Consider the following 21,501-nt stretch of genomic DNA (forward strand, 5'->3'; position numbering starts at 1 on the left):
TTTTGCAATCAGAAGTCAAAAACAATGATCAGGATCACGAACAATAGAAATATACACAGGGACCACTGCCATTTTGAGGTAAAAAAGTTTTTAAGTTTTTCTCACAAACATGGTCAATTGGGACCATTCTCCAAAGAATTTTCATCACATTCCCGATATAAAGAAAGCATAAAATAGATTCTAAGTGCGAAAATAAAGAGAAATTAAACTAAGAGAAATTTAAAGTCCTAATTCTCGCATACCACAAAGTTCTTTTTTCAAATCAACGATCTCATCTCTCAACCTACCCGCAAGCTCGAATTTCAATTCCCTAGCTGCCTCCCCCATTTGTGCGGTGAGTTCTGATATGAGCACCTCTAACTTATCCGCAGGCATAGCAGAGAGATCTCGTTTTTCTGCAATAGCTGCGTCAGCAGAGGCTTCCTGGGAAGCGGTCTCCCCTCGTGCTTCTTGAACCTGGTCCAAAATATCCGCGATTTTCTTTCGCAATGGCTGCGGATCAATACCATGTTCCGTGTTGTAGGCGATTTGTTTCTCACGACGTCTCTCAGTCTCATCAATCGCATATTGCATAGAGTCAGTAACTCTGTCGGCATACATGATGACTTCACCGGAGACGTTTCTGGCGGCACGTCCAATGGTTTGAATGAGTGATTTTGTAGACCTTAAGAATCCTTCTTTGTCTGCATCAAGGATTGCTACAAGCGAAACTTCCGGTAGATCAAGCCCCTCCCTGAGGAGGTTAATGCCTACTAGAACATCATATTCGCCCAGCCTAAGCTGCCTTAAAAGCTCTACCCGCTGCAATGTATCAATATCCGAATGGAGATACCTCACGCGAACATTATTCTCCAGAAGATAATCAGTGAGATCTTCCGCCATTTTCTTAGTCAGCGTGGTTACCAAAACACGTTCTTGCTTCTGTGTTCTTTGTCTAATCTCATGAATTAGGTCATCAATCTGCCCCTTCGTGGGACGAACATCTATCTTCGGATCAAGCAATCCAGTAGGTCGAATAACCTGTTCTACATATTCTCCCCCAGCTGCAGCAAGCTCATAATCCCCCGGAGTAGCAGACATATACACAGTCTGTCCGACCCGTTGTTCAAATTCTTCCCACCGCAAAGGACGATTGTCCAAAGCAGAAGGAAGTCGGAATCCAAATTCAACAAGATTACGTTTTCTCGACATGTCTCCTTCAAACATGCCACCAATCTGAGGAACGGTTACGTGAGACTCATCAATAATCGTAAGGAAGTCTGCTGGAAAATAATCAAGCAACGTAGCGGGAGCAGATCCGGCTTCTCGACCATCAAGATGCCTTGAATAGTTCTCAATGCCTGAACAAAAACCAACCTGTTCGATCATCTCAAGGTCATACTCGGTACGCATCCGCAGTCTTTGAGCCTCAAGAAGTTTTCCTCGGTTTTCCAAGTCTGTAAGCCGATCCGCCAGCTCCTCTTTGATCCCCTCGATTGCTTTTGCCATTCGTTCCAGACCAGCAACATAATGTGTGGCTGGGAAAATGCGTACTTCTTCTACTCGTCTAATCACGTCACCGGTCAACGGGTGAATATAGTACAAAGCATCAATCTCATCCCCAAAGAACTCCACGCGCACAGCGACTTCTTCATAAGCTGGAATAATGTCTACGGTATCTCCCTTGACTCTAAATGTGCCACGCGTAAAACCGATATCGTTTCGGTCATACTGGATATCCACAAGGAGCCGTAGAAATCGATCACGCTCAACTTCTTCCCCGACCTTAAGCATGACTGATCTATCAAGGTATGACTGCGGAGTTCCCAAACCGTAGATGCAGGAAACCGATGAGACTACAACGACATCCCGACGAGATAAAAGTGAACTCGTTGCACGGTGCCGCAAGCGTTCCACATCGTCGTTAATCGACGAGTCCTTTTCTATGTACGTATCAGTCTGCGCTATATAAGCCTCTGGCTGATAATAGTCGTAGTAAGAAACGAAGTATTCCACCGCGTTATTGGGGAGAAGCTGCCGCAGCTCATTAGCCAGCTGAGCAGCTAGGGTCTTATTAGGAGCCATAACGAGCGTTGGACGCTGCTGTTGTTCAATCAACCATGCCGCAGTCGCAGACTTACCAGTACCCGTTGCCCCCAGCAATACGACGTCGCGCTCACCACGATCGAGTCTCGCATCGAGTTCTTCAATCGCAGCAGGCTGGTCGCCCGCTGGTTTATACTCCGAGACAACATGAAATGTCCCGCTTGTACGCTCGATCTCTCCGACCGGACGAAAATCTGATACGGATAGTTCAGGATGTTCTGCAGCAACAGCCATAAAACGAGTCTACGCGGTAGCGCCATCCCAACGCCGTTATATTTTAAAATTCCACAGACGTATGTCCAGCGTCTAACCAGGCTTGTGGCATATATACGCATGTTGGATCGGATGCCCTGAGGTCTCCTGTGAGCGCATATGCTGTTGAGCGTGAACCACCGCAGAGATCGTGGTACTCGCATACCGAACATTTTCCATGCCAATGATTTGGGTCACGAAGAGCCTTAAAAGCTGGCGAATGAGCATAAATATCTTTGATTGAGGTTTCTTTAACGTTGCCGCAATGCAATGGCAGAAAACCACTCGGGTATACGTCTCCAATATGGTCAATAAAAACAAACCCAGAACCCGAGTTCACTGCCATAGGAGGCCTGGGAGTCCTTGGACGCTCTGGAGTAGCCCCTAGGAGCCTGGTGGTCTCCGCTGTGAGATAGTCATAGAGCTCTCCGCCTTTATACGGTGGCAGTTCTCCAGATTCACGCAGTTTATGTTGAATGACCACGCGGCGATACTGCGGTGCTTCCGTGGTTTTGATGGCGATCCTATTGGAGACGTCAGCAAGCCAATATAATGCGTCTTCCCGCTCTTGCGGGTTCAAAGCGTGTAACGCAGCACCTCGCCCTGTGGGAACCAGGAAGAACACGTACCACATCTTCGCCCCCATCTCCATCACGGTTTTCAGGAGCAAAGGCGCCTCGCGAATATTATTTTTGGTCAGTGTTGAGTTAATCTGCAACCGGAAACCCGCATCAAGAATTGTCTGGGCCATTGATACGGTAGCATCGAAGGTCCCGCTAAAACCGCGAAAAGCATCATGCGTCTGCGCAGTAGCACCATCCAATGACATTGACATTGCTTTTCCGCCGAGGTCATGGAGCCTGTGAATGCGTTCCGAGGTCAGACGCGGCGTAACCGAGGGAGACAGAGATACTGACAATCCCTGTTGCGTCCCATATTCTACGAGTTCTTCTAAATCTTCACGCTCAAAAGGGTCACCACCTGTAAGAACTACTAATGGACGCGGTTTATCATAAGAAGCTAAGTCCTTAAGAAGCGCAAAACCTTGTTTCGTGGTGAGCTGTCCCGGATGAGGTTTATGCTGAGCATCCGCGCGACAGTGCTTGCAAACAAGTCCACAGGCTCGCGTGACCTCCCAGATTGCGATGAAGGGTTTATGGTTTATATCGCCGCGTATCCGTCGTACTGTTTTAAAAGCATCAGGTTTACCCCGTAAAGGCGAAGACTGCGATGTTGACAGCGATTTTATCGGAGACGTGACCATGAATGGTTCCCTTCAGCACAATAATCAATCATCCTTTTAGATGATTCCAGCCACAAACTATCCTCCTATTTTTCCCGTCGTTATTCTAGGAAGGGCACCCGAAGAAAGCCAGGAAAACAAAGTGAGAATGAACACGCCGATATCACTCGCTTTTCTGTGACAACGCCTCCTGCAATAGCTTTTCCCACAACGTTTCTATTTGGGATTCGAGTTCTGCGATTGTACGGGAATTATCAAGAATAACGTCAGCTTTCTCCAGGCGCTTAGAATCGCTCATCTGGCGCGCGATTCGTTTCCGTGCGTCTTGTTCATCAATGTTGCGGAACGCAACCAAGCGTTGAAGTCGGGTCTCAACCGGAACATCAACTACTGCAACTAGGTCTACATCCCTTACAAGATCCTGCTCAAGCAAAAGCGGATGATCAAGCACTACTACTTGAGCCATCTCTTTCTGCGCTTGAACAATACAATCCGCAATCCGACGGCGGATTTCAGGATGCGTAATTTTATTCAGAAGACGCGTGTGCGCCTCATCAGCAAATGCTCGACTCGCAAGCAAAGAACGATCGAGAATACCGTCCACTACTACGTCATCTCCAAAAGCTTTTGCCAGCTCTCCTAGAATCGGAGATCCCGGTTCCACAACCTCGCGAGCAATCTGGTCGGCGTCAATAATACGTGCGCCTTTACCCGCTAATGCCTTTGATACCGTGGACTTCCCACTCCCCATCCCCCCAGTTAATCCTAGAACTATCATAGGTTAAGCCTAGCGCCGTTACGTTGCATCTCATAAGAAAACCGCCCCCTCAGTCTTACCAAAGGGGGCGGTGAATCTCCTTGCATACAAGGAAATAACGAGTTAAGCCTTCGTAGTGATAACCGTGGTATCAAAATCAACATGTGCTGCGGGGGCACTGTTAACCTGATCAAATTTAACAGTATTTGTTACCAAAACCGGGGTAATCATGTTGTACCCCTTGGAGGCAATGAAGTCTTTATCAAAGCTGATAAGCTTCTGCCCTTTGGCCACATGCTGTTTCTTTTCTACGTGTACAGTGAAGCCTTCCCCGCCCAGCTGAACGGTATCAATGCCGACGTGGATCAAAAGTTCTACTCCATTGTCCAACCGCAGCCCAACAGCATGACCAGATTTTTGCACAGTCAAAACCGTCGCATCTTCAGGCGCAACAACATCCGCTCCGGAAGGAATGATGGCAATACCTTTACCCAGTTTCTCGGCGGAGAAGATGGGATCTGGAACCTCAGACAATGCAACAGCTTCGCCTTCAAGAGGGCTACTCAGTAAGGTAACAGCGCCGGCTTCCAGAGCCGTCTTAGTTGCCACTGCTGTTGCAACAGCTGCGCCACCGGCAGCGGGAGCCGCAGCTGGGTTAACGGCAGGCTCAGCCTCATTCTGAGCAGCAGCACGGTTAGCCGCAAGAGTTGCAAGGATTTCAGCCTTTTCTTCCTTGCCTCGATAGTCGAAGAAGATAACCAGGAAGAACGAGGTGAAGAAGGCTGCAGCGATGGCGATAGCATAGCCACCAATTGGATCCATAGCTGGGATCGTAAGCAGTGAGGTGAAGACGAAGGCAGAAGCCTTGATGTCAAAAATGCCAGCAACAACGCCACCTACAAAACAACCGGCAAGCAAGCGCGGGTAGCACTTTTTAAAGCGCAAAACCACACCATAGAGCGAAGGCTCAGAGATTCCGCCCAGAAGACCGGCCATCACACCACCCAGCGAAACCTGACGCATTTGTACGTTACGCTCCTTGATAGAAAGAACCAGTACGCCAGCGACAAGACCGAAGCAAGCAAAGTTCCATGTACCCATGGGACCCTGAATAAAGTCGTATCCCAGAGTTGCAAGGTTAGAGACCATAATTGCATTAAGAGGCCAGTGCAGACCCAACGGCACCAGGAATGGGTAAAGCAGCGGAATAATGATTGCTAGCACGAATGGCGAGAAGCCATTAACTGCATAGAGGAAGTTGGAGATAAGGTTGCCGATTCCAATACCAAATGGCCCAAGAAGGAATGCAGTCGCAGGAACCATGATTAGCAGGGAGAAGAACGGTACGAACACCATCTGAACTGCACTCGGGATAAGCTTCTTCAATCCCTTTTCCACAAAAAACAGGCCGATAGCTGCAAGCAATGGCGGGAAGACCTGGCCGGAATAGTCGTTCAAGACCAGTGGCATGCCAAAGATGTGAACGGTATCGCCGGCTTTACCCATTGCCAAGAACTCGGGAGTAAGCAAAGCAGCCGGAATAGCGGCTCCCACCCACTCATTAGCACCAAGCTTCTTTGCAGCAGTTGCGCCAATCATAACCGGCAGGAAGTAGAAGACAGAGCGCCACATTGCGTGGAGTAACTGGTAACCAGCAGGCTGCTCCTCAATGGGAGCACGGAAGTCTTGCCAACCGAAGGTATCGGCAAGAACCAGCATGGTGATAATCAGCGAAGCGCCCAGCAGGGCCCACAGGATAGGACGGAAGGTATCGGAGAGGAACTCAAAGGAGTAGTCCACCCACGAGTACTTACCACGCACTCCACCGTATTGCTTTTTAGTAGAAGTATTTCCGCCGTCAGAATCGCCTGCAGCTTTGGAGGACATACCCGGCAAACGAACAATGTCCTGATAGTAATTAGCAACGCCGCCGCCCATTACTACCTGGAGTCCGCTGGAGCCTTGAGGAACTACACCAAGGACATCACTATTAGAGTCCAGAGCCGTCTGGTCTGCCTTGGACTGATCATGAAGCTGGAAGCGAAGACGCGTAGCACAGTGCGTGAGCGATGCCACATTATCCACGCCACCAACCTTGTCCAAAATGAACTCAGATGTCTGCTTTGTAGACGCCATGAGCCTACCTTTCAAACGTTGTGTTTGTTCTGTTCCCAACGTCGACACCTGTTTAAATAGTCACAGTCGGAACAAAAACCGGAAAACAATCACAATTCTAGTAAGAAAACGGGCCGGATACAACACAGAAACCACAAGCTCAGAAACCCCCATCCCCCTCTATTCCCCCCGCTCAGCCCCTCTTTACCCTTACGGTACAAACTGCTCTTCCGCCAAAGTCCAATAAACTAGAGAACTCATATTGCGAACCAATACCGCAGAAGCACAACGACCCATACAGCGATACGTCGCTTTCCTCCAGCGCATCAAAACCCTAAGAACATAAATAAAGCACCTAAGGAATGTTCCTTAGGTGCTTTATTTATTGAAATACTAATTCAAGATTAGTTACCAGCGAGCTTCTCGCGAAGAGCAGCAAGCTGCTCATCAGAAGCCAAGGAGCCACCCTCAACCTCAGAAGTTGCCTCGGCCGGAGCTGCCTCAGCGGTCTCAGAGGAGTAGTTAGCTTCCTCACCAGCTGCTGCTGCCTCTGCAGCTGCAGCTACGCGGTTCTTTTCAATCTGAACAGTGTGCAGCTGGAAGCGACGCTCAGACTCTGCGTAACGTGCCTCCCATGCCTGACGCTGCTCATCAAAGCCTTCCATCCACTCGTTGGTCTCCGGATCGAAGCCCTCAGGGAAGATGTAGTTGCCCTGCTCGTCGTAAGAGTCAGCCATGCCGTACTTGGATGGATCGAACTCTTCAGTGTAATCCTCGTCAGCCTGCTTGAGGGAGAGGGAGATACGACGACGCTCGAGATCGATGTCGATGACCTTGACCATAGCCTCGTCGCCGACGTTGACAACCTGGTCCGGAACCTCGACGTGGCGCTGTGCCAACTCGGAGATGTGGACCAAGCCCTCGATGCCCTCTTCAACACGGACGAATGCACCGAATGGAACAAGCTTGGTGACCTTGCCCGGAACGATCTGGCCCACAGCATGAGTGCGAGCGAAGACGCGCCATGGGTCTTCCTGCGTAGCCTTCAAGGACAAGGAAACGCGCTCACGGTCGAGATCGACGTCGAGAACCTCAACGGTAACCTCATCGCCGACAGCGACAACCTCAGATGGGTGGTCGATGTGCTTCCAGGAGAGCTCGGAGACGTGAACGAGTCCGTCCACACCACCGAGATCGACGAATGCGCCGAAGTTGACGATCGAAGAGACAACGCCCTTGCGGACCTGACCCTTCTGCAACTGGTGAAGGAACTCAGAACGGACCTCAGACTGGGTCTGCTCGAGCCATGCACGGCGAGACAAAACAACGTTGTTGCGCTGCTTGTCCAGCTCAATGATCTTAGCCTCGATCTGCTGCCCGATGTACGGATCCAGATCGCGAACACGACGCATCTCAACGAGAGATGCAGGCAGGAAGCCACGGAGTCCGATGTCCAGGATGAGACCGCCCTTGACGACCTCAATGACGGTGCCGGTAACTGGCTCGTCTTTCTCCTTGAGCTCCTCGATGGCGCCCCATGCACGCTCGTACTGTGCGCGCTTCTTGGACAGGATCAGACGGCCTTCTTTGTCTTCCTTGGTAAGAACAAGAGCGTCGATCTGGTCGCCGACCTCGACGACCTCGTCCGGGTCGACATCGTGCTTGATAGAAAGCTCGCGAGAAGGGATAACACCTTCAGTCTTGTATCCGATGTCGAGCAAAACCTCGTCGTGGTCAACCTTAACCACGGTGCCCTCGACGATGTCACCATCGTTGAAGTACTTGATGGTTGCGTCGACAGCTGCGAGGAAATCCTCAGCTGAGCCAATATCGTTGATGGCTACCTGAGGGACGTTGTTGGTGGGCATATGTTAAGTGCTCCGAATTAGGTAGGAATAGTTGATGGACAGGAACGTGTCTCTCAAAAAATCACTGCTCAAACTGCAATTTTGATCTCACCAAAGCCGTACATTGCCCTCCTACTTGGGACTATATATGGATTAAGCACAGACACGCTCGCTCAAGGATAGTGCATTTCCCCAGCTAGATCAAGATCGCCCCCTCTGTGTTTCTTCCCCCATTACGGACACAGGTTAGTCTTCAAGACTATGAGCAGTTTAGACCCCTGCACCCCAGATGTGATTACTGTTTCCTCCCATGAGGCCGCTCATGCGAGTCAAACATGGTGGGATAGCGATGCCCAGCATTATCACGACGAGCACCAAGAATACCTATCTAGCTTTTATTGGTGCCCTGAAATGCTCTCCGAAAAAGACGCCAACCTACTGGGAAACGTCCGCAATAAACGGGTATTAGAAATCGGTTGTGGTTCTGCGCCTTGCTCACGATGGCTCGCACAAAACGGGGTTGGATTTATCACGGGTTTTGATCTCTCGCTCAACATGCTACGACATGCAGATCAAGACGGCACTCCACTCCCGCTGGTCAACGCTGACGCACAATCCCTCCCGTTCAAGGATGCATCCTTTGACATAGCTTTTTCTGCTTTTGGTGCTTTCCCCTTTGTCCCCGACATCACCGCAACGCTTTCCGACGTTTCCCGCGTTCTCACTGCCGACGGACGCCTAGTCTTTTCCGTCAACCATCCCATGCGCTGGATTTTTCCCGATGATCCTGGACAATCTGGGCTTATAGCTTCCATCCCATATTTTCAGCGCAGCTACATAGAAGAAGACGAGGAAGGACGTCCTACATACGTAGAGTTTCAGCGCACAATCGGCGATTGGGTACGTGCACTCATTCAAACGGGTTTTAGTCTCCAGGACATTATCGAGCCAGAATGGCCCGATAATGTCACTCGTTCCTGGGGTCAGTGGTCACCGCTTCGGGGAAAAATCTTTCCGGGTACCGCCATATTTATAGCCCATAAAGCTTAAGGTTTATACCCGGCACCTAGTGCGCGGCGACTTCCCAGTTGGGACCACTACCTGCTGAGACTTCAAGTGGTACGCGTAAGGAAATGGCTGCATCCATTTCCTTTTCTACTATCTCACGCACTTGCTCAAGCTCGTTTGGTGCGATTTCCACCACCAGTTCATCGTGAACTTGCAGCAACACACGAGAGACAACCCCAGCTTTTTTCAACTCTTGGTCAACACGAATCATTGCGACCTTAATAATATCCGCCGCCGTTCCCTGGATAGGGGCATTAAGCGCAGCACGTTCTGCATTTTCACGAGCCACACGATTATCTGAGCCGAGCTCTGGAAGGTATCGGCGTCTGCCAAATAATGTAGAGGTAAAACCATCTTTCCGTGCTTGTTCCACCACATTATCCAGATACTGTTTCACCCCACCAAAACGCTCGAAGTAGCTCGTCATAATCTGTTTAGCCTCACCGGCAGGAATATTCAACTGTTGCCCCAGGCCAAAGGCTGAGAGGCCATAGACCAGGCCATAACTCATCGCTTTTACTCGTCGACGTAGCTCTGGTGTTACCTGATCCACCGGAACCTCAAAGACTCTGGATCCAACGTAGTTATGGAGATCTTCCCCCTGACGGTAAGCCTCGATAAGACCCGGGTCCTCCGAAAGATGCGCCATGACGCGCATCTCAATCTGAGAGTAATCTGCGGTGAGCAGCGTTTCATAGCCTTCGCCTACAACGAATGCCGATCTAATTCTTCTGCCGTCTTGTGTGCGAACTGGAATGTTTTGGAGATTAGGTTCTGTTGAACTTAGACGCCCAGTAGACGCAACAGTCTGATTAAAAGTGGTATGGATACGGCCATCCGACCCGACTGCCTTAATCAAACCTTCAAGAGTTGTTTTCAGTTTCTGATTCTCGCGGTGCGCGAGCAGATGGTCGAGGAAAGGATCTGGGTGTTTCACAGCCAATGCTTCAATCTCTTTAGCTGCTGTGGAATACCCCGTTTTTGTCTTCTTGGTTTTAGGCAACCCCAGGGTTTCAAAAAGAACAACTTGGAGTTGTTTAGGGCTAGAAAGATTTAAGGATGGATCACCCGCAATATTTCGGGCAGCCGCTTCATGCTCTTGGACTCTCTCAATAAAAACTTTTAACTGTTCTTCTAGGGTTTCCACGTCAACCGCGATACCTGCGGCTTCCATACGCGCAAGAATCAAGACCAACGGTAATTCAAGATCACGATAGAGCTCAAAAGAATCGATATCTTCCAGCTGCTTGGTTAGTTCCTGTGCAAGCTCAAGGATCGCAATGACAGAATCAATAAGCTCTTCAGAGTCGGGGGCGTCGAGAAGCGAAAGCTGTCCCTGAGTTTCGTCTCCAGATAGCTGGCGCTGAAGATGCCGCTGATAAACGTCTTTCAAATCATAGGTTCGTTGCCCTGGCCTAAGCAGATAAGCCGCAATAGCCGTATCGTGGGCAACCCCATTAAGCTCAAATCCTCGGCCAGAGAGCATATGGAAAGTTGCTTTTGCTTCATGCAAATACTTGGGAGTCTCACTTCTCAGCCACTGCGCCAGAGCTTTTTCATCTTGCGGGTCAATATCCGAAAGATCAACCGCAATTACATGGCGTTGTTTATCTGCGATAGCTAAGGCTTCAGCATCTCCAGTCGCTGGGGTACCTCGCCCACGTACAAATAATGCAAGACCTTGATTTTTATGTTGGGCCAACCAATCTTTAAGAGATGCCTGGTCCACAGTTACTTCCGCACGTTCTTCCGTGAGTGCTGTGGTTGTATCAGCTCCTACTGCGCTCATCACACGTTCACGGAGGTTGGTACCAAATTCCAGCTCATCAAATTTTTCCGCCACGCCTGCTACCTGAACAGGTTTAAGTCCCAGCTGATCCGGAGAATACGGCAACTCTAAATCTTTGATCATCTCAGTCAGCGTTCGGTTCATCCGAACCTGTTCTAAACGCTCGCGTAAACTCGTGCCGGCTTTGCCTTTGACTTCATCAGCACGCTCCAACAGCTCATCAAGACTGCCGTACTCCACAATCCATTTGGTTGCCGTTTTAGGCCCCACACCTGGAATGTTGGGAAGGTTATCTGAAGGGTCGCCTCGCAATGCCGCAAAGTCCGGATATTGCGCAGGTGTAAGACCATATTTTTCTTCCACGGCTTCAGGAGTAAAGCGATGTAAAACCGAGACCCCGCGCATAGGATAAAGAACCGTCGTGGTTGCATTGACAAGTTGGAATGAGTCACGATCCCCGGTCACGATGAGAGTCTCAAACCCCAGTGGCTGCGCCGCAGTTGCCAGGGTAGCAATTACATCATCTGCCTCGTAGTTCTCTTTTTCCAGGGTAGTAATTCCCAAAACCTCAAGGACGTCCTTAATGAGCCCAACTTGTCCTTTGAACTCGGGAGGTGTGGCTTCACGCTGAGCCTTATAATCGGGGAACATATCCGTGCGAAATGTCTTCCGGCCGACGTCAAAGGCCACCGCCACGTGAGACGGCTTCTCCTCATTCAAAAGGGAAGAAAGCATCGATAAAAATCCATAGACAGCGTTGGTCGCTTGCCCACCCGATGTGGAAAAGTTTTCGGCCGGCAGCGCATAAAACGCACGGAACGCCATCGAGTGGCCGTCGATAAGCATTAAACGATTGCTAGTTGAAGTCACACGGTTAGTCTAGTTATTTTTTGATTCGCTCACCTCTCCATGCCCATCGAGTGCAGATTATGCGAAAAACACGAACTTTCCCCCATCTACGAGCGGATTAGTCTTTTCACGGCCCCGTCCGCTAATATTTTTCCACAGCGCCCCTGTATCCCAATTGGCAGAGGAAACGGATTCAAAACCCGTGCAGTGTGAGTTCGAGTCTCACCAGGGGCACCATATAGCAGCGTCATTTACCGGCATCACACTGGTAAATGACGTTTTTGCATTCACAGACACCCAAAAAACACGAGCTTAACCGTCTCAGATAGACAAATAAGTTTGTGAGCCATCAGGACTTTCTTTACAAAACCGTCTAAGGTGTCAAGCTGTACATTTTTATTTAACAATTACAGTGGCCTCCTTCCCGTAACGGCCACCTAGAAGAAAGCGGTTCATGGCAGCCACACCTCAAGCGACTACCAGGTCCTCATCCTTCTCCGGTTCCATTTTGCATCTCATCGCAGGCGGACTTATTGGCCTTGCAGAGATGGTTCCCGGTGTCTCCGGCGGCACCGTTGCGCTCGTCGTAGGCATTTATGAGCGAGCTATTCACAACGGTCACGCCTTACTCCATTTAGTTCGGACCTTGATTACTAACCCAGCTCAGCTCAAGGAAGCAGCGCGACGCGTGGAATGGGTATTCCTCGCCTGCGTCGGTTTTGGCATGGTCGCCACAGTTCTTTTGCTTTCTTCTGTGATGCATAATTTTGTGGAAAATCATGGGCAATCCGCCCGCGCCCTCTTCCTAGGCATGGTGGCCGTCTCCATCACCGTGCCTTTGCTTATGATTTCCCGGAAGGACTATTCACAAAAGCGCGTGTCCATTATCGCGGCTTTTATTATCGCAGCAATTCTTACCTTTATCGGCACCGGCTTTACCTCAGAGGAGAAAACTGATCCGTCTTTGATCGTAATCTTTTTCGCCGCAGCTATAGCCGTATGCGCCCTAGTTCTCCCCGGCATTTCTGGCTCTTTCATCCTCTTGTCCTTAGGGCTATACGCCCCCGTAATTGGAGCCGTGAGCGATCGTAATCTCACAGTAATGGCCGTATTTGCGCTTGGTGCACTCACCGGGATCGCGTGCTTTATCAAGGTTTTGGATTATCTAATTACCACTCACCGAACAATCACACTAGCCACCATGGCAGGTTTAATGTTTGGGTCATTACGAGCCCTCTGGCCATGGCAGGACGGCTCCGGGTCGCCCATGGCTCCTTCCGGAAGCATCGGCATAACGATTCTTTTGATCCTTGTTGGCGGCGGCATCGTGGCAACAATTATGTTGGTAGAGCGTCGTTTTAATACCAAGTCCAAGATGCAAGAAGAAAAGGCTTAGCCTCAGAGTTCGCTACTAAGACTTCTCTTCTCTAATCCGCCATGCGCGGAACTACAAAGCCATGGATTCAGCACCCCTCTTGCACAAGATATTGCAAGATGCGTCATTTTCCATGGCTTTTAGCCTGTCGATTAAACATAATATGTAGGAAGCTGTATTATTTGCTCCATGAAATCCCGCACCCGTGTTTTGGCTTTGTGTACTGCGATTACGCTTGCCTTCTCGCTCAGCGCGTGCGTGACCAATGAGGAACAAGGTCACCCCGACGGCTGGGAAGAAGTCTCGCCCCCTGCAGTACCCGAAATTGCCGCCCTCGTTCCTCAACCATTAGCGGAAAAAGGCACACTGGTAGCAAGTGCCAATCCACCATTCGCACCATTTGAATTCAAAAATTCTCATCATGAGATCATCGGAATGGAAATGGATCTTATGCGCGCAGCCTCATCAGTGATGGGGCTGAAATATCAGCCGATCGAGCAGGATTTCTCACTCATCCTCCCTTCACTCAGTGCTGGAACCATCGACGTAGGCGCCTCTGGTTTTACGGATAATGAGGAGCGACGTAAAAATTATGACTTTGTTGATTTCCTTTATGCGGGAGTTCAGTGGGGGCAACAAGTCGGTTCATCTGTAGATCCGAATAACGCATGCGGTTTGTCCATCGCAGTGCAACGCACAACGGTTGCAGATACAGATATTGTGCGGCCGCTGAGCGACGATTGCGTAGCACAAGGCAAAAAGCCCATCGAGTTACTTGCATACGAAACCAGCGACCAAGCCGCAACCGCGCTTGTCCTTGGTCGTGCCGATGCCTTCGTGGCAGATTCTCCAGTGCTGGCATGGGCGATTTCCCGGGCCGAAGGAAAACTAGAAACAGTCGGGTCCATCAGCGATGCCGCTCCTTATGGCTTTGCCGTCCCTAAAAAATCGCAACTCGGCGTAGCACTAGCTGCTGCGATGCAACACCTCATCAAAACTGGTGACTACCAAAGAATCCTCAAAATGTGGGGAATTAATGAGGGCCTTGTTAGCTCAGCGATGATCAATGAAGTACCCGTCACTTAATAGGCGCGCCTCTAGTGACCATCATCCCTAAAATATAAGGAAACTACATGACTTCCCCACAACCGAAACCTATCCAAGCAAAACCACTACGTCATCCCGGTCGCTGGGTTGCTGCCATTCTTATTCTTTTGGTATTTCTCTGGTTCATCATCAGTGCAGCAACCAATAAAGCGTATGGGTGGGACACCTACATTCAGTATCTCTTTGATACTCGAATCGCTTTAGCCGCAGGACATACTCTGGCTATCACTATCTTGTCCATGATATTGGGCGTTGTTTTAGGTTGCGCTGTGGCTGTCATGCGCATGTCTCCTAATCCGGTCTTACGCATTGTCTCGTGGTTCTATCTTTGGATTTTCCGCGGAACCCCGGTGTACGTTCAGCTTGTTTTCTGGGGTCTTCTCGGCTCGTTATATCAAACGATCAACCTTGGTTTTACAGAGATATCTTTGGAAAAAGCCCTTTCCAATATGTTCCTCCTTGCTGTTTTAGGCTTGGGACTCAACGAGGCCGCATATATGGCAGAGATCGTCCGTTCCGGACTTCAGGCTGTTCCCGAGGGACAGACTGAAGCTTCCAAGGCCTTGGGTATGAGCTGGTGGATGACGATTCGTCGCACTGTACTCCCCCAAGCAATGCGCATTATTGTCCCGCCTACCGGCAACGAGTTTATTTCTTTGCTCAAGACCACGTCTTTGGTCGTAGCAATTCCTTACACTGCGGAGCTTTACGGCCGTGCCACCGATATCGCTGCCGCACTGTTTGATCCTGTACCGCTACTTTTAGTAGCTGCGACATGGTATTTGGTCATTACCTCGCTGTTAATGATTGCTCAAAGCTACCTGGAAAAGTACTTTGATCGAGGCGCAACGCGTGAGCTAACGGCCCGCCAGCTTGCAGCTCTTGCCGACGCAGAAGGAACCCTCCCCAAAAATGTCAATATCGTCGCCGAGCCACCCACGCGGTCTCATCGACACCCACGTAACCCGCAGAAAGGCGCTTGATAATGACTGATAATCTCATGATTAGTGCGCAACAATTGTGCAAGAACTTCGGCCAGATTCAAGTTCTCAAGGGCATCGATCTTGAAGTTCCTAAAGGATCTGTAACCTGCCTCATTGGCCCTTCGGGCTCTGGTAAATCCACGCTTTTGCGGTGCGTTAATCACCTAGAAAAAATCAACGCTGGCCGCTTATACGTGGATGGTGAATTGATTGGTTATAAAGAGCGTGATGGGATTCTCTATGAGATTTCTGAGAAAGAAGCCGCTCGTCAACGCGCTGATATCGGCATGGTCTTCCAGGGATTCAACTTATTCCCGCACAGAACTGCAATCGAAAACATCATAGAAGCCCCCGTACATGTAAAAGGTGTCGCGGAGTCCGAGGCACGAGCAAAAGGCATGGAGCTACTCGCGCAAGTCGGTTTGCAGCATAAGGCAGATGCTTATCCAGCTCAGCTTTCAGGCGGCCAACAACAGCGTGTAGCTATCGCGCGTGCAGTAGCCATGGAGCCCAAGCTCATGCTTTTCGACGAGCCCACCTCCGCCCTCGACCCAGAGTTGGTAGGGGAAGTTCTACGGGTAATGCGAGATCTCGCTGAAGGCGGAATGACCATGTTGGTGGTCACCCATGAGATGGGTTTTGCGCGTGAGGTTGCAGATACTGTCGCTTTCATGGATGGAGGCGTGATCGTTGAGATTGGTGACGCTCGTCAGGTTATTGATAACCCCCAACACGAACGCACCAAGATGTTCCTATCCAATCTGCTTTAAAGCATTGTAATTTTTTCCCGAGACTCCGCGCCCGCAGAGTCTCGGTTTTTTGCTAAATACGTACAGTTCCGCTGACGGTAAGTGAGCAATACCCGCCTACCCAGAGGGCGTCGGCACGCTGCGAGATAAAAAGCCTTCCTGCTCGTCCAAGTGCACTCCCCTGCCGCACCGAGTAAGAGACAGGAACTCTCTCCTCATCAATAAGCCATTGTGCGAGTCCCGCGTTCAGACTCCCGGTGACCGGATCCTCTCCTATGGATGGATTGAAAGCACGCACTTCCATAGCATCCTCATCGCTAGCGTCTAAGAGGCTAACAACACCAAGCTTGAGCCCGCCCATCAGTTCATAATTAGGCTTGATATCTCCCACTTCGACCGCGTCATTAAGTAAAACACCGATCCACCCCGTCCCGTTGTCGACTCGTTGAATTTTTAGGATGTGATCACAATCGATACCCAAGGCCTGCGGAATTTTCTGGATGTGCGCTGGGGAAAGTGGCGAGCTATCAAGCAAAGCAGGTGCCTGAAAAGACAATAATTCTTTATTCAGTTGTATCGGGATTAGTCCCGCAGAGCATTCCTGGACAATATGAGTTCCCTGCATCGCTCCGCCAGCGGCAAGCCACGCGGCGGCAGAGCCCAATGTGGGGTGTCCGGCAAAGGGAAACTCTTGGGTGGGGCTAAAAATTCTGAGGCGATAATCTGCTTTGGTAGTGGTCGGTTTAAGAAGAAAGGTCGTCTCCGATAAGTTCGTCCATGCAGCAAAGCTCTGCATCTGGTGTTGAGACAGCTGATCGGCGTCATGAACTACAGCAACAGGATTACCGCTTAACGGTCCGGTGGAGAAAACATCGACGTAGGAAATACGCATGTATCAAATATATGGTCTTCAGCTCAGAAGAGCCCGACCAAGCCCCGGACAAGCACCATAATCCCTCCTAGCGTTGCCACGCTCAGAGAAATCTTTCTTGCCGTAGGACGAGGGATTTTTTGAGAAGCTCTCGCACCAATAGAAATTCCGGTGATCATTCCGAATATTCCAAAGAACCATACCCAGGAAGACACCGACGCCACCGTTCCCGCACCTGACACTATTTTTACTGTCAACGAAACCAAACCGGAGACGATGAAGATCGGCTGTAGGGTCGCTGCGAAAGGTACTTGTGACCACCTGGATACCTGCGCATATACGGTAATAGCAGGTCCTGCGATACCAGCAAGGGTATTCATAAAACCCGCGATAACACCTGTTATTACGGCAGGAATTTTTCCTTGAGCATGAGGAATACGCTGAACGCCAAAAGTCACTATTGCTAGTGCACTCAGCAGCAAGGATCCCACCACAACCTGCAGCGTTGCTCCTGATACAACTGTAATAAGCCAGGCACCAGGAATCGCCCCAAGTACAACTACGGGAGCAATAAGGAAAAACTTTTGCCAGTCAACATTCTTACGCACGATCACCGTGGTCATAGTCGCGTTTATAGCTGCTAGGAGGTTAACAACCAGTATTCCTTCCACCGGCCCCATGGCCACGCTAAGAATCGAGCCAGCGACTAACCCAAGCCCCATACCTGAGACCCGCTGCAATAACGATCCGACAGATACGATCGCAAAGACTAACAGCGCGAGACTCATACTGCTCCTAGCATCAAAAGGTCTGAGTGTGACTCAACCTACCAGAATCACACCCGGATCTTGATACGCTTTCTATCTTGCTGGGCCGTCTTATGTGCTTAACCGAGTTTTTGTTTCATTGCTACGGAAACTGCGGATGGAAGCATGTCGTCAACATTTCCACCGTATTTAACAACTTCTTTGCATAAGGTCGAGGATATATAACCATAAGCCGGATCAGTCATTAGGAATGCCGTATCAATCCCGGACAGCTTTCTATTCATCTGCGCCATCGGAAGCTCATACTCATAGTCAAGCGCCGTGCGTAGACCTTTTACCAAGACACTCACGCCATGAGCGTTTGTGTAATCAACTAAAAGTCCCGCCCAATGGTCTACGGAGACATTTTCCAGCCCTCCAGCTTCGGCTACCGCTGCCCGAATCAGATCTTTGCGCTCTTCAACGCTAAACATGCCGGAGGGCTTATTGGGATTAGCGGTAACCAGTACCGTCACACGGTCATACATCTCGGCAGCACGGCCAATAATATCGATATGCCCTTTTGTCACAGGATCGAAGGAACCGGGGCAAACGGCGTGTATGGACATCAAACATCCTTATTTATGAAGGGTAACGTGCAAAAGTACTGCGCTAGGTTATTCTGCTGCAAGCTCTTGATGAAACACCGCCATGTCCATGCGTGCGATTCCAAAAGTCCGTTTTTTCAACTTCTGGGTAGTGGGAACAAAACACGAGGGCCATGCGGTCTCTGGTGATTCGCGGTGGCGCTCTACGACAACCGCTGCGCCGTCGACAAGCGTAGGGATCAAAGCTATAAGCATCTCTGCTATGTCTGAATCAGGTAGGTCGTAGGGAGGATCAGCCAGCACCATATCAAAGTATTCTTTGGGAGCACTCGCCACATATGTGGAAGCCTTCATCTCTGCGACAGTAACATTAGGATGCCCAACAACCTGCATATTATGGCGAATAATCTGCACAGCTTTAGGGTTGTTTTCTACCAGTACTACTTCATCCGCGCCCCGGCTTGCAGCCTCTAGACCCAGTGCCCCGGATCCTGCAAAAAGATCCAACACACGTGAACCAACAAAACCAAAGCGCACCTGCAGTGAAGAAAAAAGCCCTTCGCGGGCGCGATCCGACGTAGGCCGTGTCCCGTGTTCAGGAACTTTAATTGTGCGTCCTCGCGCTTCACCAGAAATAATCCGAGTCATTTATGCCTTCTCCACGATAAGTAGCACGTCTCCGCCCATGACATCATCAAAATTGTCTTTACCCAAAGTGGCTACGATGCCTGGTCCCGGCGCGATGATGGGCGCCTCAAGCTTGATAGCTTCGACTGATGCTAGCTCTTGACCGGTTTCGACAGTATCGCCACGTCCCACTTTGTAATGGACGATGCCGGCGAAGGGGGCACAGATTTTCATACTTTTAACCATAGCGTACGGCTTGTGAGCTTTTTGAGTTTAGGAGGCTCAAAGCAAGGGCTCTGTAGTGCAGTGATCTATTTATGTTTTATCCAGATAGTCCTGCGAGTGGTCGTCGATGTCGCTCACCAGGGATCTGGCGATGTTTGGGTTTTGTTGAACTATGGCGGCGGCATCGTCGTTAGCTCGTTGGATCAATGCTTTGTCTTGGATAAAGCTAATTCGTTTTTGGGAGGCTCCCGATTGTTGAGTGCCTAGGATATCTCCTTCTTGCCGGTATTCAAGATCTATTTCTGCAAGGGCAAAGCCGTCTGCGGTGGCAGCAACTTTTTGGATACGTTGGCGGGCGGGAGTATCGGGTTCTGCTGTGGTGTGGAGGAAGCAAATAGATTCTTTGCCTCCGCGTCCAACGCGTCCTCGTAATTGGTGTAGTTGGGAGACTCCGAAATTCTCGGCTTCTCTAATCAGCATGATCGTGGCGTTGGGTACATCTATGCCGACTTCTATCACGGTTGTGGCTACAAGGACATCGATCGTTCCTGTGGCAAAGGCCGCCATTATGGTTTCTTTATCATCGGGGTGCATGCTTCCATGAAGCATCTCTACTCTAAGGTCGCTGAAGATCCCGTGTTGTAAGGATGCAGTGGTTTCTTCTACCCCGCCGTTGTTTTTCACCCGAGGGCATACAACATAAATCTGTTGGCCGCGTTCTACTTCTTCTCTGATGCGTTTCCACATGCGCTCGCTCCAGGTGGGGTTATCGGAGCTGATAACAAAAGTTTTGATCGGCCGGCGTCCTCCGGGGAGTTGGCGGAGTGTGGAAACGCTAAGATCCCCGAATGCTGTCATTGCAATTGTTCTTGGTATAGGTGTGGCCGTCATGACGAGCAGGTGCGGGGTAAGTTCTGAGTTTCCTTTGGCTCTTAAGTAATCACGCTGCTCTACTCCAAATCGGTGTTGTTCATCGACCACGCAGAGGCCGAGGTCATAAAAGTTCACGGTGTCTTGGATAAGTGCGTGGGTTCCAATGATTATGTCGGCATCTCCAGACATGATGTCTAGGAGGGCTTTTTTGCGTTCAGCTGTAGATAGCGAGCCAGTGAGCAATACGACGGTGAGTTGGATGTTTGCAGCAGCAAGAGTTGCTCGGATGCTGTGTGCGTGTTGAGTAGCAAGGACTTCAGTGGGCGCGAGGAGAGCGCATTGTTTGTGGGCGTCAACAGCCTGAAGCATCGCGATAAGGGAGACTATGGTTTTCCCTGATCCGACTTCTCCTTGTAATAGACGCGACATAGGGGTGTTTTTCCCTAGGTCTTCTTCGATCTCCTGAGCTACTTGCTGTTGGCCTTCTGTGAGTTGAAACGGCAAGGCTTTGAGTAACGTGGCGCGGAGACCTGTCTGTGAGGCGGGCATAGGAAATGCTTGACGACGCTTCATGTCCGCGCGTCGCAACGCCATCACTAAAGCTATGCTGAGTGCTTCGTTGTATTTCAGCCTATTAATGTATGGTTCGGCTCTTTCACAATCTGTCTCATGAGCCCCTCTTATCGCTTGATCGAGCGTGGGCATGTCATCTGGTTTAAAGTTTCCCAGTGGATCCACGATAGGAGGAGTTTTACTCAAAATCTCATGTATCGCCCCTAGTATCCGCCACGTGGGCATTGCTTTTTTGGCTGGATATACCGGTATGTATGCGAGCGAGTTGATGATATGGGTGACGTGATCAAACTCTCCTGTTGTAGATAGTGCTTGCAGGCCGCCTGAACTACGAGTCTTTGTGCCGGGGTCAGGGAAAAGAAAAAAGTCTGGATGCTGTAGCTGCGATTTTTCGCGGAAAAATTTAAGTTTTCCGGTGAACATTCCGCGTGCGCCTTTGACAAGGACTTTAGAGAGCCAGTTGGCTCGGAAGAATGTTGCGGTAGTGGTAACTGCGCCATCAGAGATTTCGACGGTGTAGATGAGGTTTCCGTTACGATCTCTTCGCTCTGAGGTAGAGACAATATCACCTATACACGTAATGATGTCGCCTTCTTGTGCATGCCCTGCGCTCAAGCCTGCCCCGTGTGCGGCATAGGCCCGGGGCAGATGCATGAGAAGGTCTTCAGCGCGGCGATATCCAAAGTGTCTAGCAAAAGCTTTGGCTTCTTTTTCAGGCAAGAGTTGCGTTAAAGGTCGCGTATCGTGCCACCCCAGCAT

Annotated in this window: 17 protein-coding genes and 1 tRNA gene; 6 read left to right on the forward strand and 12 right to left on the reverse strand. The window is 50.1% G+C overall.

Annotated elements, in window-relative coordinates; translation table 11 throughout:
- Positions 1–219 precede the first annotated feature (219 nt).
- The 5 genes from uvrB to rpsA form a co-directional block, all read right to left on the reverse strand.
- Positions 220–2,319 carry an excinuclease ABC subunit UvrB gene (uvrB, locus tag CpATCC19410_RS08515; protein ID WP_086591958.1) on the reverse strand — a complete coding sequence of 700 codons (2,100 nt, stop codon included), beginning with the start codon at positions 2,317–2,319 and terminating at the stop codon, positions 220–222.
- A 43-nt stretch (positions 2,320–2,362) separates the two neighbouring features.
- A complete protein-coding gene (locus CpATCC19410_RS08520; RefSeq protein WP_013241792.1) occupies positions 2,363–3,601 on the reverse strand; it encodes a TIGR04053 family radical SAM/SPASM domain-containing protein in 1,239 nt (412 codons plus the stop codon).
- A gap of 142 nt (positions 3,602–3,743) precedes the next feature.
- A complete protein-coding gene (gene coaE / locus CpATCC19410_RS08525; protein ID WP_014522400.1) occupies positions 3,744–4,358 on the reverse strand; it encodes a dephospho-CoA kinase in 615 nt (204 codons plus the stop codon).
- Between the two features lie 102 nt (positions 4,359–4,460).
- Positions 4,461–6,473, reverse strand: a complete 2,013-nt coding sequence (locus CpATCC19410_RS08530; protein ID WP_013241790.1) for a glucose PTS transporter subunit IIA — start codon at positions 6,471–6,473, stop codon at positions 4,461–4,463.
- A gap of 383 nt (positions 6,474–6,856) precedes the next feature.
- Complete coding sequence (rpsA, locus tag CpATCC19410_RS08535) at positions 6,857–8,320, reverse strand: 30S ribosomal protein S1 (RefSeq protein WP_013241788.1); 1,464 nt, start codon at positions 8,318–8,320, stop codon at positions 6,857–6,859.
- A gap of 240 nt (positions 8,321–8,560) precedes the next feature.
- Between rpsA and CpATCC19410_RS08540 the strand changes: the two genes are divergently transcribed.
- The gene (locus tag CpATCC19410_RS08540; RefSeq protein ID WP_013241787.1) at positions 8,561–9,349 is read left to right on the forward strand and encodes a class I SAM-dependent methyltransferase; all 789 of its coding nucleotides are present in this window, start codon (positions 8,561–8,563) and stop codon (positions 9,347–9,349) included.
- 16 nt (positions 9,350–9,365) lie between these two features.
- On the opposite strand, the gene polA is transcribed toward CpATCC19410_RS08540, so the two are convergent.
- Positions 9,366–12,026, reverse strand: a complete 2,661-nt coding sequence (gene polA / locus CpATCC19410_RS08545; RefSeq protein ID WP_013241786.1) for a DNA polymerase I — start codon at positions 12,024–12,026, stop codon at positions 9,366–9,368.
- A 139-nt stretch (positions 12,027–12,165) separates the two neighbouring features.
- On the opposite strand from polA, the gene CpATCC19410_RS08550 reads away from it, so the two are divergent.
- The 5 genes from CpATCC19410_RS08550 to CpATCC19410_RS08570 all read left to right on the forward strand — a co-directional run bounded on the left by CpATCC19410_RS08550 (position 12,166) and on the right by CpATCC19410_RS08570 (position 16,240).
- Positions 12,166–12,242, forward strand: a tRNA-Leu gene (locus CpATCC19410_RS08550).
- 217 nt (positions 12,243–12,459) lie between these two features.
- Positions 12,460–13,401, forward strand: coding sequence for a DUF368 domain-containing protein (locus CpATCC19410_RS08555; protein WP_014366946.1), 942 nt, complete (start codon positions 12,460–12,462; stop codon positions 13,399–13,401).
- A gap of 168 nt (positions 13,402–13,569) precedes the next feature.
- Positions 13,570–14,466, forward strand: a complete 897-nt coding sequence (locus tag CpATCC19410_RS08560) for an ABC transporter substrate-binding protein (protein ID WP_013241784.1) — start codon at positions 13,570–13,572, stop codon at positions 14,464–14,466.
- 47 nt (positions 14,467–14,513) lie between these two features.
- Positions 14,514–15,470, forward strand: a complete 957-nt coding sequence (locus CpATCC19410_RS08565; RefSeq protein WP_013241783.1) for an amino acid ABC transporter permease — start codon at positions 14,514–14,516, stop codon at positions 15,468–15,470.
- A 2-nt stretch (positions 15,471–15,472) separates the two neighbouring features.
- Positions 15,473–16,240 (forward strand): amino acid ABC transporter ATP-binding protein, encoded by a 768-nt coding sequence (locus CpATCC19410_RS08570; RefSeq protein ID WP_013241782.1) that lies wholly within the window; start codon positions 15,473–15,475, stop codon positions 16,238–16,240.
- A gap of 52 nt (positions 16,241–16,292) precedes the next feature.
- On the opposite strand, the gene CpATCC19410_RS08575 is transcribed toward CpATCC19410_RS08570, so the two are convergent.
- The 6 genes from CpATCC19410_RS08575 to CpATCC19410_RS08600 all read right to left on the reverse strand — a co-directional run bounded on the left by CpATCC19410_RS08575 (position 16,293) and on the right by CpATCC19410_RS08600 (position 21,501).
- Positions 16,293–17,111: a PhzF family phenazine biosynthesis protein gene (locus CpATCC19410_RS08575; RefSeq protein WP_013241781.1), complete on the reverse strand. Its 819-nt coding sequence runs from the start codon at positions 17,109–17,111 to the stop codon at positions 16,293–16,295.
- Between the two features lie 23 nt (positions 17,112–17,134).
- Positions 17,135–17,878 carry a sulfite exporter TauE/SafE family protein gene (locus tag CpATCC19410_RS08580; protein ID WP_013241780.1) on the reverse strand — a complete coding sequence of 248 codons (744 nt, stop codon included), beginning with the start codon at positions 17,876–17,878 and terminating at the stop codon, positions 17,135–17,137.
- A 98-nt stretch (positions 17,879–17,976) separates the two neighbouring features.
- Positions 17,977–18,465 (reverse strand): pantetheine-phosphate adenylyltransferase, encoded by a 489-nt coding sequence (gene coaD, locus CpATCC19410_RS08585; RefSeq protein WP_013241779.1) that lies wholly within the window; start codon positions 18,463–18,465, stop codon positions 17,977–17,979.
- 48 nt (positions 18,466–18,513) lie between these two features.
- Complete coding sequence (gene rsmD, locus CpATCC19410_RS08590; protein ID WP_013241778.1) at positions 18,514–19,092, reverse strand: 16S rRNA (guanine(966)-N(2))-methyltransferase RsmD; 579 nt, start codon at positions 19,090–19,092, stop codon at positions 18,514–18,516.
- On the reverse strand, positions 19,093–19,305 hold the full coding sequence (locus CpATCC19410_RS08595; protein ID WP_014522521.1) for an acyl-CoA carboxylase biotin carboxyl carrier protein subunit: 213 nt from the start codon (positions 19,303–19,305) through the stop codon (positions 19,093–19,095).
- Positions 19,306–19,386: 81 nt separating this feature from the next.
- The gene (locus CpATCC19410_RS08600) at positions 19,387–21,501 is read right to left on the reverse strand and encodes an ATP-dependent DNA helicase RecG (RefSeq protein WP_013241776.1); all 2,115 of its coding nucleotides are present in this window, start codon (positions 21,499–21,501) and stop codon (positions 19,387–19,389) included.

Origin of the sequence: Corynebacterium pseudotuberculosis (assembly GCF_002155265.1) — a bacterium.
Lineage (GTDB): Bacteria > Actinomycetota > Actinomycetes > Mycobacteriales > Mycobacteriaceae > Corynebacterium > Corynebacterium pseudotuberculosis.